Origin of the sequence: Pseudomonas cannabina, from assembly GCF_900100365.1 — a bacterium.
In the GTDB taxonomy this organism is placed as follows: domain Bacteria; phylum Pseudomonadota; class Gammaproteobacteria; order Pseudomonadales; family Pseudomonadaceae; genus Aquipseudomonas; species Aquipseudomonas cannabina.
The window spans coordinates 1,428,094-1,442,637 of sequence record NZ_FNKU01000001.1; the positions used below are offsets into that span (position 1 = coordinate 1,428,094).

Annotated in this window: 14 protein-coding genes and 1 pseudogene; 12 read left to right on the top strand and 3 right to left on the bottom strand. The window is 57.9% G+C overall.

Translation table 11 applies throughout. The annotated features are described in order from the left end of the window. The first annotated feature begins 162 nt into the window (after positions 1–162). From BLT55_RS06740 to BLT55_RS06750, 3 genes are all read left to right on the top strand, one after another. A complete protein-coding gene (locus BLT55_RS06740; RefSeq protein ID WP_055000981.1) occupies positions 163–1,650 on the top strand; it encodes a SulP family inorganic anion transporter in 1,488 nt (495 codons plus the stop codon). 84 nt (positions 1,651–1,734) lie between these two features. Beyond that, positions 1,735–2,976 carry a M20/M25/M40 family metallo-hydrolase gene (locus BLT55_RS06745; RefSeq protein ID WP_055000982.1) on the top strand — a complete coding sequence of 414 codons (1,242 nt, stop codon included), beginning with the start codon at positions 1,735–1,737 and terminating at the stop codon, positions 2,974–2,976. A gap of 181 nt (positions 2,977–3,157) precedes the next feature. After that, a complete protein-coding gene (locus tag BLT55_RS06750; RefSeq protein WP_007249255.1) occupies positions 3,158–3,583 on the top strand; it encodes a VOC family protein in 426 nt (141 codons plus the stop codon). A gap of 26 nt (positions 3,584–3,609) precedes the next feature. On the opposite strand, the gene BLT55_RS06755 is transcribed toward BLT55_RS06750, so the two are convergent. Further along, complete coding sequence (locus tag BLT55_RS06755) at positions 3,610–4,485, bottom strand: LysR family transcriptional regulator (RefSeq protein WP_007249256.1); 876 nt, start codon at positions 4,483–4,485, stop codon at positions 3,610–3,612. A 680-nt stretch (positions 4,486–5,165) separates the two neighbouring features. On the opposite strand from BLT55_RS06755, the gene BLT55_RS06765 reads away from it, so the two are divergent. From BLT55_RS06765 to BLT55_RS06805, 9 genes and pseudogenes are all read left to right on the top strand, one after another. Next, positions 5,166–5,873: a LysR family transcriptional regulator gene (locus BLT55_RS06765; protein WP_244159015.1), complete on the top strand. Its 708-nt coding sequence runs from the start codon at positions 5,166–5,168 to the stop codon at positions 5,871–5,873. Between the two features lie 277 nt (positions 5,874–6,150). Continuing rightward, complete coding sequence (locus tag BLT55_RS06770) at positions 6,151–7,179, top strand: beta/alpha barrel domain-containing protein (RefSeq protein ID WP_055000130.1); 1,029 nt, start codon at positions 6,151–6,153, stop codon at positions 7,177–7,179. Further along, positions 7,176–8,360, top strand: coding sequence for an isocitrate/isopropylmalate dehydrogenase family protein (locus tag BLT55_RS06775; protein ID WP_055000129.1), 1,185 nt, complete (start codon positions 7,176–7,178; stop codon positions 8,358–8,360). Before BLT55_RS06770 ends, BLT55_RS06775 begins: the two co-directional genes overlap by 4 nt. Beyond that, on the top strand, positions 8,344–9,057 hold the full coding sequence (locus BLT55_RS06780; protein ID WP_055000128.1) for an RraA family protein: 714 nt from the start codon (positions 8,344–8,346) through the stop codon (positions 9,055–9,057). The genes BLT55_RS06775 and BLT55_RS06780 overlap by 17 nt, the downstream gene beginning before the upstream one ends. 68 nt (positions 9,058–9,125) lie before the next feature. Beyond that, positions 9,126–9,617 (top strand): flavin reductase family protein, encoded by a 492-nt coding sequence (locus BLT55_RS06785; protein ID WP_055000132.1) that lies wholly within the window; start codon positions 9,126–9,128, stop codon positions 9,615–9,617. A gap of 29 nt (positions 9,618–9,646) precedes the next feature. Then, positions 9,647–10,009, top strand: coding sequence for an antibiotic biosynthesis monooxygenase (locus tag BLT55_RS06790; RefSeq protein ID WP_055000127.1), 363 nt, complete (start codon positions 9,647–9,649; stop codon positions 10,007–10,009). Positions 10,010–10,088: 79 nt separating this feature from the next. Continuing rightward, a complete protein-coding gene (locus BLT55_RS06795; protein WP_055000126.1) occupies positions 10,089–11,060 on the top strand; it encodes an NAD(P)H-dependent flavin oxidoreductase in 972 nt (323 codons plus the stop codon). Positions 11,061–11,132: 72 nt separating this feature from the next. Next, positions 11,133–11,912, top strand: a pseudogene (locus BLT55_RS06800) (hypothetical protein). Further along, on the top strand, positions 11,909–12,769 hold the full coding sequence (locus BLT55_RS06805) for a DUF6282 family protein (RefSeq protein ID WP_055000125.1): 861 nt from the start codon (positions 11,909–11,911) through the stop codon (positions 12,767–12,769). Before BLT55_RS06800 ends, BLT55_RS06805 begins: the two are co-directional and overlap by 4 nt. A gap of 60 nt (positions 12,770–12,829) precedes the next feature. Here the strand turns inward: BLT55_RS06805 and BLT55_RS06810 are convergent, their stop codons facing one another. Both BLT55_RS06810 and BLT55_RS33410 read right to left on the bottom strand, forming a co-directional pair. Next, positions 12,830–14,008, bottom strand: coding sequence for an LLM class flavin-dependent oxidoreductase (locus BLT55_RS06810; protein WP_055000124.1), 1,179 nt, complete (start codon positions 14,006–14,008; stop codon positions 12,830–12,832). 240 nt (positions 14,009–14,248) lie between these two features. Further along, entirely contained in the window at positions 14,249–14,539 is a 291-nt protein-coding gene (locus tag BLT55_RS33410) for a hypothetical protein (protein WP_055000123.1), read from the bottom strand. Between the last annotated feature and the right edge of the window lie 5 nt (positions 14,540–14,544).

Sequence of the window (14,544 nt, forward strand, 5' to 3'; positions counted from 1 at the left end):
CGCCCCCTCGCCACACCCTGATCGCCACTGACTGCGGTCACCCGTTGCTGTGCCCGCTTTGCGGTTGCGGCCACCTCCGTTATTCCTCAATTGAAAACTGATGCGCTTGCTCGTCCGGCACTTGTTGCTGTGCGTCCGGCTGTGTCTTTCACAGGTATTTCTATGCTTGAAAAAATCAAAGCTGCGTGGTTTTCCAACGTCCGTGCCGATGTTCTTGCCGGGCTGGTTGTTGCCCTGGCCCTGATTCCAGAGGCTATCGCATTCTCGATCATCACCGGCGTAGACCCGAAAGTCGGGCTGTATGCGTCGTTCTGTATCTGTACGATCATCGCTTTCGTGGGCGGCCGTCCGGCCATGATTTCCGCTGCCACAGGTGCGATGGCACTGCTGATGGTCAACCTGGTAAGAGAGCACGGTTTGCAGTATTTGTTGGCAGCAACCTTGTTGTGCGGCGTATTGCAGATCATTGCCGGGTACTGGCGGCTGGGTGAGTTGATGCGCTTTGTGTCGCGCTCGGTCGTTACCGGTTTTGTGAACGCGCTGGCGATTCTGATCTTCATGGCACAACTGCCGGAACTCACTCATGTCAGCTGGCCGGTCTACGCGATGACCGCCGCCGGTCTGGCGATCATCTATCTGTTTCCCCGCGTACCGGTGCTGGGAAAACTGCTGCCTTCGCCGCTGGTGTGCATTCTGCTGCTCACGGCGATTTCCATTTATATGGGTCTCAATGTGCGAACCGTGGGTGACATGGGTGCGATGCCCTACAGCCTGCCGACCTTCATGTGGCCTGACGTGCCGCTGAGCCTCGATACGCTGCTGATCATCCTGCCGTATTCTGCCGCGCTGGCGGTCGTGGGTTTGCTTGAGTCGATGATGACCGCAACCATCGTCGACGACCTGACCGACACTGGCAGCGACCGGAATCGGGAGTGCAAGGGGCAGGGCATCGCTAACATTGCCAGTGGTTTTATCGGTGGCATGGCGGGCTGCGCCATGATCGGTCAGTCGATGATCAACGTGAAATCCGGTGGCAGAACGCGGCTTTCCACCCTGAGCGCGGGCATCCTGCTGCTGATCATGATGCTGTTTCTCGGCGACTGGCTGGCGCGCATTCCCATGGCCGCGTTGGTGGCGGTGATGATCATGGTGTCGATCAGCACCTTCAGTTGGGGATCGATCCGCAACCTCAAAGAATATCCGCTCTCGACCAATATCGTGATGGTCGTCACCGTGGTTGTCGTGGTGGCGACCCATAACCTGGCCTATGGCGTATTGGTCGGGTCTTTACTGGCGGCCCTGTTTTTTGCCAGCAAAGTCGCCCATTACCTGGACGTCACCTCGTACCGTGATCCGTTCCATAGCCATCGCACCTATTACGTGACCGGCCAAGTGTTCTTCGCCTCAGCCGACCGTTTCATGGCGTCCTTCGATTTGCGGGAAAACGTTGAAACACTCGCCATCGATCTGCGCGAGGCGCATTTCTGGGATATCACGGCGGTTGCCGCGCTGGACAAGGTGGTATTGAAGTTGAGAAAAGCGGGCGTCAGTGTGGATGTGGTCGGCATGAACCGCGCCACGGCCACATTGGTGGAAAGGTTTGGCGTCCATGACAAACCGGATGGCATTGATTCGTTGATGGAGCATTGAGCGGCGCGCGCTCATGACAGTCCGCGCGCTTGTAAGGTATGTTCCTGAAAATCGAAGTTAATCAGCCACAAGGAAGGAACAACCATGCGCTCATTTTCCCGCACGCCCTTTGCCGCTCATCTGGGCCTGGCGCTGGCGCTGACTGCATTGACGCCGATGGCCATGGCCGAACCGCACAAAGCCATTCAAGCCGATGCCGAGCGATATCAGGACGACGCCCTGAAACTGTTGGAACGTCTGGTGAACATCGATTCGGGTTCCGGCTACGTGCCGGGCCTGACCAAGGTCAGCGATATCGCCATCGACGAGCTGAAAAAGCTCGGTGCAAGCATCGAACAGGTGCCGAATACGCCTGAAGCCAGCAATCATGTCATCGCCACCCTGAAAGGCACCGGCAAGGCGAAGATTCTGCTGATGGCGCACATGGACACCGTGTTCAAAGAGGGTACGGCGGCAGAGCGGCCGTTTCACATCAAGGACGGCCGTGCCTACGGCCCCGGCGTGATGGACGATAAGGGCGGTATTGTTGCCGCCATTTATGCGCTGAAGGTGTTGCACAACCTGAAATTCACCGACTACGCGCAGATCACCGTACTGCTCGATGCCAGTGAAGAAACCGGCTCGGTGGTCGCTACCGAGCTGATCAAGAAAACCGCCAAAGAGCATGATGTCACGCTGAACCTGGAGCCAGGTCGTCCGGCTGACGGGCTGGTGGTATGGCGCAAAGGCTCGGCAACGGCGCTGGTCGAAGTGAAGGGCAAGGCATCCCACGCGGGTGTTGCTCCGGAACTGGGCCGCAACGCGGCCACCGAGGTGGCGCATCAGATCCTGCAGCTTGGCAAGCTGGGCGATGAGGAGAAGAAAACCACCATCAATTTCACGGTGCTCAAGGCCGGTGACCGCACCAATGTGATTCCGGATCAGGCCAGCGCCAAAGCTGATGTCAGAGCGGCGGTGCCGGGGGAATTCGACCGGATCGAGCAGGATCTTGCCAAGGTGTCGGCCAACAAACTGGTGCCCGATACCGAGGTCAAGACCAGCCTGGTGCGCGGCCTGCCGCCCCTGCCGCAGACGCCCAAGTCTGATGCGCTGGTGGCCATGGCGCAGGGCATCTACGGAGAACTGGGCCGCACACTGACCATTGAAGGCAGCGGCGGGGCGGCTGACTCGAGCCTGTCGGCCAGCGTCGGTACGCCAACGCTGGATGGTTTCGGTATTGTCGGCGGCAACATTCACACGCCGGAAGAATATGCCGAAGTGGGCAGTGTGGCGCCGAGGGTCTACCTGCTGTCGCGGATGATCATGAAGCTTTCCGGTCAGCCGTAACAGGTAAGTTTTGAACGGCTGACGGCGTGGTAAGCACAAATATTATTTGTGCTTCCCACTAAAACATGTTGATTTTATTTTGTTAAGGCCGGTTTTAGGATAGACCCACCTTCAAACGGACCGTTGAATCGCGCAAGCTGCCGTTCGACATCTGATTCTGCACATCGCCTCCGGAGTTCTGATGAGCCTTTCTCCTTTCCACTTGGCAATCCCTGTTTATGACCTGGTCGCCACCCGGGCTTTTTACGGCGAAGTACTTGGACTTGCCGAAGGGCGTTCCAGCGCGCAGTGGGTCGATTTCGACTTCTACGGCCATCAACTGGTCATTCACGAACATCCCAAAACAGCGTCCCAAGAGAGCGTTCACAGCAACCCGGTGGACGGGCACGACGTGCCGGTCCCGCATTTCGGCATCATTCTGGAGTGGGCGCAGTGGGAAGCATTGGCTGAGCGTCTGAAGTCGTTCGGCATTGAGTTCGTGATCGAACCCTATATTCGCTTCAAAGGCCAGGTCGGCGAACAGGCCACCATGTTCCTGTTCGATCCCTGTGGCAATGCGCTGGAATTCAAGGCGTTCAAGGACATGAGCCAGCTGTTCGCCAAATAGTCCCGAAGCAGCAGTGGCCCTGCCTGTCACTGCACGCCCTGAACCTGCTCGCTCAACAGTTGCGCGAGCGTCCTCACCGGCTCGGAAAGGCTGCGCTTCGCACGGTGCACCAGGCCTATGTCGCGATGAAACGTGTGCTGACCGAGGTCGATGGCCCGCACAGTCGGCGGCCACGCCTGAATGGTCGCCGTTTCCGGCACCAGTGCCACACCGACGCCGTTGGCAACCAGTTTGACGATGGCATCCAGCTCATCGAGTTCGCACACTTCACGTAACGCAACGTGCGTCTGGCGCAGAAAGCGGTCGACTTGCCGCCCGCCGAAGGATGATCGGTCGTAGCGGATGAAAGGCTGGCTGGAGATCAGCTCTGACCAGTCCTGCCCTTGCACATCGACCGGTACGATGAGGCGATAGGGCTCTCGCGTCAGGGTGGTCCAGCGCAGATCGCTTTGCAGCGAAAAGGGCGGACGAATGATTGCCGCCATGTCCAGCTCGCCTGCGTCCACCTGATTGACCAGTTCCATTGACAGGCCCGGCACAATGCGCGCCCGGCATTGCGGAAACTGGCGATGAAAGTGTGCCAGCGCATCGGGCAGGAAAGAGCGCTGCACGGAAGCGATGGCGCCAATAGTCACCAGCATATTGGGGGCAAGCCCGACTGCCGCGCTGCCCAGATTGCCGTAGAGGCGCACCAGTTCCTGACCTTGTAGCAAAACCTGCTGACCCATCCGGTTCAACTGCGCGGAGCGGCCATTGCGGTCGAATAGCTCGACGCCCAATTCGGCTTCGAGACGCTGCATTTGTGCGCTAACGGCGGCTTGGGTCAGGCCGATACGGTCCCCGGCTGCGGCGAATGTGCCTTCTCGAGCGACGGCAATAAGGGTTTTCAGTTCTTTGATCATTGGCAAATATTAGTTGTGTTTCGGGTAGGGAGATACTTGTTTTTTTGATGGGTGACCGGAATAGGCAACGTCGTCTCAAGGCGATGTCAGCAGGCAGATGAATCTGAAAACACTCCAGGGTCTGTTCCCGTTTCATCACGGCCGCGATGAAACGGGAACAGACCCTAGACATTTTAGTCTTGGAATATCCGACGTCATCTCCGCAATCCCTCCTGAAGCAGCGCCTAAACTACCCAACGCTACCCTTTACGCCATCGGATCCAGAGGAAGCGACCAGCTGTATTCCAACCGATTCGCACTTTTCATCACCATCAGCTTCGTAACGCCAACGACGGTAATTGACCGTGCTGATCGTATAAGGATATTGACCGAATGAGATCGACTCCATTGGATGGACCTGTTTCCGGTGACCTTATCGATAGTTTGAGAAATCCGCGGATTTGTTTTGATTGGGAGGATCTGCATTACTTTGTGACGTTTTCTGCGATCAAATCGCTAAGGGAAGGTCTGAAAAAGCCTTTTCTTCAAAAGTCGAAGCCAGTAAATACAGGCGCTCCAGCCCGGTTCCTCTCCAAAAAAATGGGCTTTTTCAGAGGATACTAAGCGGGGCTGCCCGGGTGCTGGGTGTAGAGCACGCAACGGTGTCGCGTCGTATTGCTTCGCTGGAGAGGTCTCTTAACGTGAAACTGGTCGATCGCCGCAAGCGGTTGTATGAGCTGACGGATGAGGGGCGGCGTCTGGTGGTGATCGGTCGACAGATCGAGGAGCAGTCCGAAGCGGTCTGCAGGCTTGCAATTGCTGCTCAGGTTGTCCAGACCGCTGAGGTCACCATCAGTGCGCCGCCTTCGGTGGCGGTCGAAAAGCTGGTGCCACAACTGGGTGCTTTTCGCGCCATGCACCCGGGTATTGTCTTGCGCTTGTTAGGCGACAATCAGTATTCATCGTTGTCCTCCTGCCAGTCAGACTTGTGTATTCGTTTTTCCAGACCGGTCGAGAGCGGTATTGTTGCCCGACGCATTGGCACGGCGTCGTTTTCATTTTACTGCGCCCGCTTTTACCTGGAACAGCGGCGCCCTGAACAGTATGAGTTCATTGCCTATGATAATGAGTTGATGAGTCCCGCCCAGAATGGCTGGCTGAGAAACGTGGTCGGTGAGCGCCCGTTTATTCTCGAGGCGAAAACCGTGGAGTTGCAGATTCGTGCAGCCGAGGCCGGTGTGGGTATTGCGTTACTTCCCAGTTATGCGGTCGGGGAGAGCTCGCGTCTTTGCCGTGTGGAATTGTCCGCACCTCTGGACGTTGATGTGTGGCTGGGTGTTCACGAAGACTTGCGGGCAGTTCCATCTATTCAGGCGGCCATGAATTACGTAGAAAGTTGTTATCAGTAGTGCGGCTGGCGCAAGCCTGTGATTTTGTATGTAAATTGGCTGCGCGGTGAAAATATTCCCGGTCACTGATCAATTATCGTCAGTTTACAGTTCAACTTTTATTGATGAAGATTGCTACCGAGTTTGGAAACTAATGACTCGAAAATCCGAGACGTTCAGAGGTCGACTCGGCACTGTTTGATAGGTGGGGCGCTGTTGAATAATTATAAAAATAGAAGCAGTGGCAACGATCATCTCAAGCACCCTGGTTACATCATAAGGAACGCCGGAGATTCTCATGGCCAACGTAAAGATTCTCGACGTCACCTTGCGTGACGGTGGATATCGAAACAACTTTGACTTCACGGAAGATCAAGCCCGGGTCATTACCACAGGTCTGGCTGATGCGGGTGTCGATTTGTGTGAAATAGGCTATTGCAAAGGCTCGTTTTCTCCCAGGAACGAACATGGGCTGACCAGCAATGTCGATGCACTCTTCATTGAAAGAATAGTTCAGGCAGCCGCTGGACGTATTGAACTGGCCGTGATGGTTCACCCCCGCAATATCACCGTCGACGATTTCGCCATGCTCAAGGAGCAAGGTGTTTCGATGATTCGGGTCTGCCTACGCCGCGATCAACTGGACGAGGGCCTTGCGACGTTATCGCTGGCGCGTGATCACGGTTTCAGTGTCAGTGCCAATGTCACGCATGTGACATCGCAGATGCCGGGGTCAGTCCTCGATACGGCCGTTCGGGCGGAAGGTGCCGGCGCAGACATCATTTGCTGCGCGGATTCCAATGGCCATATGTTGCCCACCGAAGTGCACCGGTTGTTCAGTCGTCTTGCCAGTCGGTTGATGGTGCCACTGGGGTTTCATGCCCATAACAACCTCTCGCTGGCGTTGGCGAATGCCTCGGCGGCCATCGAAGCCGGTGCTGAATACATCGATACATCCATCTGCGGCATGGGCAAAGGGGCGGGGAATCTGCACTTGAGCATGCTCGTGGCTTATCTGGAACGCGTCGGCATCAGTCATGGCTACGACCTGGTGAACATTATCGAACTGTCAGAGGCTACGGCCCGTTCGATACCGCAGAACAATATGCCCAGCCCGCTGATGGATATCATCCTCGGTACTTACAACTTTCCTTTCGATGTCAGCCAGCGCATGAGGGAAACCATCGAACGGTTTCAGTTGACCTCCGAGTACCGTGCGATCGAGGTCATGCACCAACAGGATCAGGTCGCGCGCCTTGCCCCGCGAGCCTTGTTGTCGGGCGTCATCAATGACTTGCCCAGAGCGGCGCGCGGGGTGTCGCTATGAGCCTGCAACGCAAGCGCATCTGCGTTCTGCCCGGCGACGGGATTGGTATTGAAGTCATGGAGGCTGCGCTGCCAGTGATCGCCGCCATGAATCTGCCCTTCGACCTGATACCCGCCGATATCGGCTGGGAATGCTGGAAACGGGAGGGTGAAACGGTCCCTGCGCATACGTGGGAAGTCATGGCCAGTTGCGACGCCACCTTGCTGGGCGCGATCACCAGCAAGCCGCTGGCAGAAGCCGAGGCCGAGTTGCCAGCGGAACTTCAAGGTCATCAGCGTCGTTATATCAGCCCGGTCATTCAACTCCGGCAGAACCTTGATCTGTACGCCAATGTTCGACCCGTGACGGACATGACGGCCGAAAACCGCTTTCGCTTTGTCGTTATCCGGGAAAACACCGAGGGACTTTATGCGGGCCTGGACTTTGGCGGTATTCCTGACGCGCTCCTGCCCCTGCTCGAAGAACGGGAGGCCCTCGGCGCGCCGTGGCACAGGGAAGGCCAAGACGATGCGACCGTTACCTTGCGCCTGCAAACGCGCAGTGGACTGACGCGTATTTTTGAATACGCGTTCGATTATGCCCGCAAGAATAACTTCTCTCGTGTGACTTTCGTCGATAAGCCAATGGTGCTCAGGCACAGCAGCGCCTATGCGCGCGGTATATTCGAAGGCATTGCGCAGAAGTATCCAGAGATAGTGGGTGCTATCGAGAATGTCGACGCTGTCGCTTTGTGGATGGTGCAGCGTCCCGAGCGCTTCGGGGTGATTGTTGCCGAGAACATGTTCGGCGACATCCTTTCTGATCTGGGCGCTGGCGTCATGGGCGGTCTCGGTTTTGCGCCAAGTGGCAACTTCGGGAATTCAGGCGCTTATTTCGAACCGGTGCATGGCAGCGCGCCTGCGCATGCCGGACTTAATAAAGCCAACCCCAGTGCCATGTTCATGGCTATTGCGCTGATGCTCGAGCATTTGGGCTACCCGCAACAGGCCAACTATATTACCGACGCGGTCAGTGCTGTGTCGCGCTCGGCGGTGCGTACTTATGACATGGGCGGCTCGCACAGTACCCGGCAAGTAGGTGAAGCCATTATCCATCAGTGCGTCGAGTTGCAAGCCACCTCCTGCGGACATCAAACCGGGCAGACGTCGGCCCAGGGAGAACGTCATGTCAGCGCTCTCTGAATCTGTCTCTATCTCGCAAGCGCTGTTGAATGAGTGTGAACGCCTTGATACCGCATCGTTGTCAGACGCGCTGGACAGCCTGGGTATCAATGGCGGGCTCGCAGGCATTGCCTCGCAAGTACCGGGCACCCGGTGTGTCGGTATTGCATTTACGGTACAGTATGAGCCGGTCGATACGTCAGCCGTTTTCAAAGGGGCGGCCAACTATATTGATCAGGTTCCCGCGGGTGCAGTGATCGTTTCTTCAAATAACGGTCGTCAGGACTGCACGGTCTGGGGCGATATCATGACCCACTTTGCGCTGGCCAACGGTATCAAGGGAACTGTTATCGATGGCGTTGCACGGGATATCGATACTGTCATTCGTTGCAACTACCCGTTGTTCAGCCGTGGCCGTTTTATGCAGTCGGCAAAGAACCGCGCTCAACTCAGGGCGGTGCAAGTTACGGTCGTGATCGATGGCGTCAGCATACACCCCGGCGATCTTATTGTTTGCGATGGCAGTGGTTGTGTCGTCATTCCGCAGCCTGTTGCAGGCGAAGTGGTTCGTCGCGCTCATGCCGTGGAGCAGACAGAGCGCAGGATCATCGATGCCATCTCCGCCGGCTCGACCCTTGAGGATGCCCGTAGAGCCTGCCGCTATGACCAGCCCTGGCTCACCGATGCCGAAAAAGCCCGCTCAGGAGTTCCGTCATGAATCAGATTCCCGGATGGTCAGCGAATGCCGAGACGTCGACAGCGCTGGATGAACTGCTCGTCACACAAATGCCTGATGCGGACATTGCCCTGTTCAAAAAGGCCATGCGTCGCCTGACCTCGACCGTCACCCTTATTGCAACCGAGCATGAAGGTACACCCTACGGCATGGCCGCTTCGGCGGTCAGTTCAGTGTGCATCAGCCCGCCGTCGATTCTGGTGTGCATCAATCACAGCGCCAGTGTTTACCTGCCGCTGGTTGAGCAGGGCAAGTTTTCCGTCAGCCTGTTGCAGGCGGGCCAGGAAGAACTGGTGAGTGTTTTCGGCGGTGCAGTCAATGGTCCTGCGCGGTTTGCAAGCGGCGACTGGCAGCACGAGCAGGGCGTGCCGTACCTGCGTACGGCTCAGGCGACCCTGTTCTGTTCCGTGGCCCAACGGATTACGTACGGCACACACGAAATCATCATCGGTCTGGTCGAGAAAACCACAGTGGCCGAGTTGATCTCGCCGCTGCTCTGGCAAGACGGCAAGCCGGCGATTTCAGTACCACTGGTTGCGTAACTACTTCTTCTTATCAATGGAAACCGATTATGAAAATGGAATTGTTCGACGCTCGATCCGTCACCGATGACAAGGCGATCTATCTGGTCAACGTAGTACAGGTCAACGAGGGGGCTCAGGACCTGGCAATCGAGATACTCGAAGAAGCCGTCAGTTATGTGGCTCGCACGTACAGTGCGTTTCAGTGGAGCCGCTTGATAAAGAGCACGGACGGCAAGACGGTCATCAATCAGGCGCAATGGAGTGATCAGAAGCAGTTCGAGTCATTGTTCCAGGATGAAGAATTTCTGTCCCGCTACCGGCGTCTGGAGGAAGCCGACACTTGGGAATATCACCTTTACGGCGTGGCCGAATACATCACTCCCGAAACCGCGTTGCAAAAGGTCGGCTGATTAATCACTGGCAGAAGAGGGCAGTGGCACACGCTGCTCTCTGGTTGCACTCATTCGGTTTTGTACGGGAGATGACGCTATGGTCGCGATCAATACAGCATTGACCGCACTGCTTGGAATTGAACATCCGCTGGTCCTGGCGCCGATGGGCGGTGCGTCTGGCGGGCGTCTTGCCGCTGCGGTTTCCCGCGCGGGAGGCCTGGGGCTGGTCGGGGCCAGCTACGGCGATGCGCAATGGATGGCCAGCGAACTGGCACTGATGCGCGACGTGAAACAACCCTGGGGCGTGGGCCTGGTCATGTTTACCGTGGCGCGATGCTTCGAACTGCTTCAGCTGGCGCTGGAGTACGGCCCTGACGTGGTCGCATTGTCGTTTGGTGATGCGCGGCCTTTCATCCGGCCCATTCAGCAGGCCAATGCCAAGGTTATCGTTCAGGTACACGATGTCGATCAGGCGCATGCAGCGCTGGACGCAGGTGCCGATGCCTTGATCGTGCAGGGCGCCGAGGCCGGTGGCCACAGCCTGCGCCGTTCTTCCATGCCGTTGTTTCCGGCGGTTCGCGATGCGCTGGGCAATGACGTCGTGCTGATCGGCGCTGGCGGGATTGCCGATGGTCGCGGCATGGCGGCAGCACTCGCGCTGGGTATGGACGGCGTGATGATGGGCACGCGGTTTCTGGCATCGCAAGAGGCACTTCCTTCCGAACGGGTCAAGCAGCGGCTGTTGCAGGCGGTCGCCAGCGACACGGTGCGCACCCGGATTTTCGATCAGGTGCGCGGCATCGACTGGCCCGAGGGCTACAGCGGGCGGGTGATCGGCAATGACTTTTCCAATGCCTGGGTCGGTGAGGAACAGGCGTTTGCTGCATCAGCGGATCGGCTGCGTGCGGACTACGAGGCTGCTCTGGCTGCCGATGATGTCAGCATCAGGGCCATCTGGGCTGGCGAAGTCGCGGACCTGATCAGTGATGTGTTGCCCGCCCGGTCGATCATCGATTCAACCATGGCCGGGTACGCCAGCAGCGTCGAGCGCCTGCGCGCTGCCCGTTAATCGAGCGTCACGGATCAACGCCCGGACCCACCAGCAGTGGCGGGGCTGAGCATTTTTGCAGGAGCAAAAGCCATGAGTGAGTGCATCACGCATCAGACGTTCGGCCTCGGTCAGACCCGCGTGTTCATCCTTTCGCCGGTCATGCCGGTGTGGGATGAGGGCGGGTTCGCTCAACCATTGATCGAGCATTTCATCAAGGCGGGTCACCAGATTACGGTGTTCGATTCCCTTTCCCTGCCGGTCAAGCCTGACGAAGACTTCGGCGAATTTGCCCGACGCTGGGCGCAGGTGCTCGAGCCCTAGGGTACGCCGCAGCTTTTGGTCGGCGTTGCGCTCGGCGGAGCCTTGGCGCAAGAGCTGGCAGGCGGTTCGTACCTGAGCGCGACACCCGCATTATTGCTGCTTTCTTCGCCTGCAAAAGCCGATGCCTTGCTCGACTCGCGGCTGGGACTTATGGCGGATCTGGCAGAAGCGGGGCAGGTCGACGAGGCGAAGCGATTGCTGGACGATCTGGTGCTTCCTGAAGGCCAGAAAGCTGTTCGCAGCGATCAGCCGGTGAGCGAAGGTAACGTGTCTGTTGCGATCCAAGGACTACGTTTGACGGTGGGGTTCAGGTTGTTGGCCGGTCTGGATATCAGCGAACGTTTGCTGCATTACAAGGGCCGTGTGCTGAGTGTCTATGGCGAGAAATCACAGCTGGTCGGTGCGCAGCACGTACCGCCGGTGTTTACGGAAAATCAGTGCTCGGTGTGCGTCCCCAATGGCGGGATGCGCCCGCTGGCTGATGACTTGCCGCGGGTGCTGGAGCACATCGACCGTTTCCTGAACGTTGCGGCGGGGACCGACAGATGACCCAGTCAACCGATGAAACCCGCTTTATCGATGTTCATTACCACGCCAATCCTGACGCGTTTGTCCGCCGCCACGGCGCGATAGAGGCGGGGCGGCGCTATGCGAATGCCAAGGGCCGAGTGGTGTTGAAAAATCATCTGGGCTGCACCGCCGCGCAGGCATGGGAAGCGCGTAGCGAGGGCTTCCCGGTAAGCGGTTCGGTGGTTCTGAACGAGATTGCCGGTGGCGTCGATTACCGGGTGGTCGAGCATAGCCTTTGCTTGCGTGGCGACGAGCCCGGCCGGTTTATCGTGCATTTTCCGACCGTCACCGGCAGGACACACGCCAGCACGCTGGCCCGCAACCTGAGCCACCCGCTGTTGCGCGACAAACCCATTCAGCCAGCCAGGGTGAGCTCGCACAGCGGACGCCTTACGTCTCAGGCGCTGGATATTCTGAAAATGGCGCGTGACTATCCGCTGGTCATCTCGACCGGCCATGCCGATGCCGCTGAAGTCCGGGCGCTGATCGATGAGGCCATCAGGATCGGCGTGCCGAGGCTGATGCTCAATCAGCCCGCCAACCCTTTGACCGGCCTTAAAGCTGCGGAGCTGGCGGAGATCGGCAAAGAGCCTTCGGTGTATATCGAGCAGACGGCGCTGACGTACTTGCTGGGCTATCAGGACAAGCAGGATTTCAGCGAGGTCTTGAGTGGAGTGCCTAATGTTGTATACAGCTCTGATCTGGGGCAGACCAGTCAGATTGATATCCCTGAGTGGCTGTCGATGAGTGAGCAGTGGTTTGACGCATTCGGTTTGAGCGACGTGCGTCGTGCCGAGATTGCACTGCTGAATCCACAACGGATGCTGGCCATTTAAACGCTGTTGAAGGACTCCCGGCGCCTGGCCTGCCGTCCGGGATGCAGGGAGCCCAGACGATCAGGCGACTTCGGCGGCAACCTTCGACCTGACGGCCCCGACGTCACTCGACTCCCGCAGTCCGGCGCGCTCCATCAGTGGCAGTGTCTGCGCCACGAAATCCTTGATGCCCTGATGGTAATCCAGCCAGGTCAGTGCAATGCCGTCGATCCCCCAGGCTGCGTATTTTTCAAACAGCTCGACGATGCGTTCCGGCGTACCTACCAGCGGTACGCCTGCAAACCCGGCTTTGAAATGAAAGCGAAAACGGACGGCATCTTCCGGGGTGAAGATGCCGGTCTGAATACCCAGTTCGCGGGTGATGATCGAGCAGCCTTCTTCGTCGCCCAGCTCGTTGGCGTAGTAATCCAGATAAGCGTCGGCTTCTTCCTGAGTGTCCTTTTGCACCACGTAGCCATAGCACCAGATCTTCAGGTCGCGATCAAATTCCTGTCTGGCCAGATCCTTGTAAGAAGCAATTTGCTGACGCACCGCTGCTTCACCGTCCAGATGTTTGATGATCAGAAACGCCGCATCACAGTGCTCGGCACAGAACCGTTTGCCACGCGGCGAGCCGCCGGCGTTGATCAGGTAAGGTGGGTTGAGCGGCTTGGGCTGCGAGACGGCATCGCAGACGTTGAAGTACTCGCCTCTGAAATCAAAAGGGGTGTGCTGTTGCCATGCGTTTTTCGCGATCTGTAGCCATTCTTCTGCGTAGTCGTAGCGTTGGTCGTGTTCCATCATCTGGCCGCTGAACATGCGCATTTCAGCGCCGTACCAGCCACACAGGATATTCAGGCCGAAGCGCCCGCCGCTGATATGGTCGATGGTCGCCGCCTGCTTGGCGGCGAACAGCGGGTGTACGGTGGGCAAGTGCGATGTCGAAAATACGGCAATCCGATGGGTCAGGGCCGCAATGCCGGCCGTCCAGGTGTAGGTTTCAAAAGAGATCCCGCCCGTATTGTTGGTGCCGCCGAAGCCTTTCCAGCGGCCTACCGGAATGAACGCTTCAAACCCCGCGTCGTCGGCTATTCGGGCTATTTCCAGATTGCCTGCCCAGTCATCGCCACGCAGGCGTTCCGGTGCATTGGTGACCGTGCAACCGCCCTCGGTATTGGAGGAAAAAACCCCCAGTTGCAATCTGTTGCGGCTGCTGCGCATCGGGTTGGGTTTGATCGTATAAGCTTTTTCAGAGCGCATGGTGACCTCCAGGTCATTTTGGGTGTAGTTCCTCCCTGTTTCCCTGCCACAAACCACGCGGCAAGAATCGCACTGCAAGCCAGCAGACCGGCCAGTGAGCAAGCGCCCACGGCCAGACGGGTCTTATCGATCAGAAAACCGGTTGCCACCGGCAGACGCCCTGCGAGAATGTAACCTCCCATTTTCAGAAGAAAATTGCCCTGCACACGACGCTGATTATTGACGTTCATCGTGACAGTTTCAGCCTCTCAAGCTGGCCCGGCCCTTGTCCGGCACCTGCCAGCAAGGCGGCAACCATCCGGGGCAGCCGGTGAGGCCAGTGCGACTGCGGTGACCAGACACAGCATAGCGATGAACGTCGAAAGTGCACTGAAGTAAAAACAGTCGCTCGCGGGTTTGCCCATACAGCAGCTGCATCACGAAGGTGGTACCGCCAGCCACCCGCGGGCTGTTGATCAGCAGCAGGCTGGACAGCAGCGACGGGCCCGGCAACAGCGCGAACGAGGTGGCGGTAATGCCGGGCGCAACCAACGCCT

Excerpts from the sequence above, each read along its gene's own strand:
- BLT55_RS06740 (WP_055000981.1), top strand. The coding sequence starts at position 163 with ATGCTTGAAAAAATCAAAGCTGCGTGGTTTTCCAACGTCCGTGCCGAT.
- BLT55_RS06745 (WP_055000982.1), top strand. The coding sequence starts at position 1,735 with ATGCGCTCATTTTCCCGCACGCCCTTTGCCGCTCATCTGGGCCTGGCG.
- BLT55_RS06750 (WP_007249255.1), top strand. The coding sequence starts at position 3,158 with ATGAGCCTTTCTCCTTTCCACTTGGCAATCCCTGTTTATGACCTGGTC.
- BLT55_RS06755 (WP_007249256.1), bottom strand. The coding sequence starts at position 4,485 with ATGATCAAAGAACTGAAAACCCTTATTGCCGTCGCTCGAGAAGGCACA.
- BLT55_RS06770 (WP_055000130.1), top strand. The coding sequence starts at position 6,151 with ATGGCCAACGTAAAGATTCTCGACGTCACCTTGCGTGACGGTGGATAT.
- BLT55_RS06775 (WP_055000129.1), top strand. The coding sequence starts at position 7,176 with ATGAGCCTGCAACGCAAGCGCATCTGCGTTCTGCCCGGCGACGGGATT.
- BLT55_RS06780 (WP_055000128.1), top strand. The coding sequence starts at position 8,344 with ATGTCAGCGCTCTCTGAATCTGTCTCTATCTCGCAAGCGCTGTTGAAT.
- BLT55_RS06785 (WP_055000132.1), top strand. The coding sequence starts at position 9,126 with ATGCCTGATGCGGACATTGCCCTGTTCAAAAAGGCCATGCGTCGCCTG.
- BLT55_RS06790 (WP_055000127.1), top strand. The coding sequence starts at position 9,647 with ATGAAAATGGAATTGTTCGACGCTCGATCCGTCACCGATGACAAGGCG.
- BLT55_RS06795 (WP_055000126.1), top strand. The coding sequence starts at position 10,089 with ATGGTCGCGATCAATACAGCATTGACCGCACTGCTTGGAATTGAACAT.
- BLT55_RS06805 (WP_055000125.1), top strand. The coding sequence starts at position 11,909 with ATGACCCAGTCAACCGATGAAACCCGCTTTATCGATGTTCATTACCAC.
- BLT55_RS06810 (WP_055000124.1), bottom strand. The coding sequence starts at position 14,008 with ATGCGCTCTGAAAAAGCTTATACGATCAAACCCAACCCGATGCGCAGC.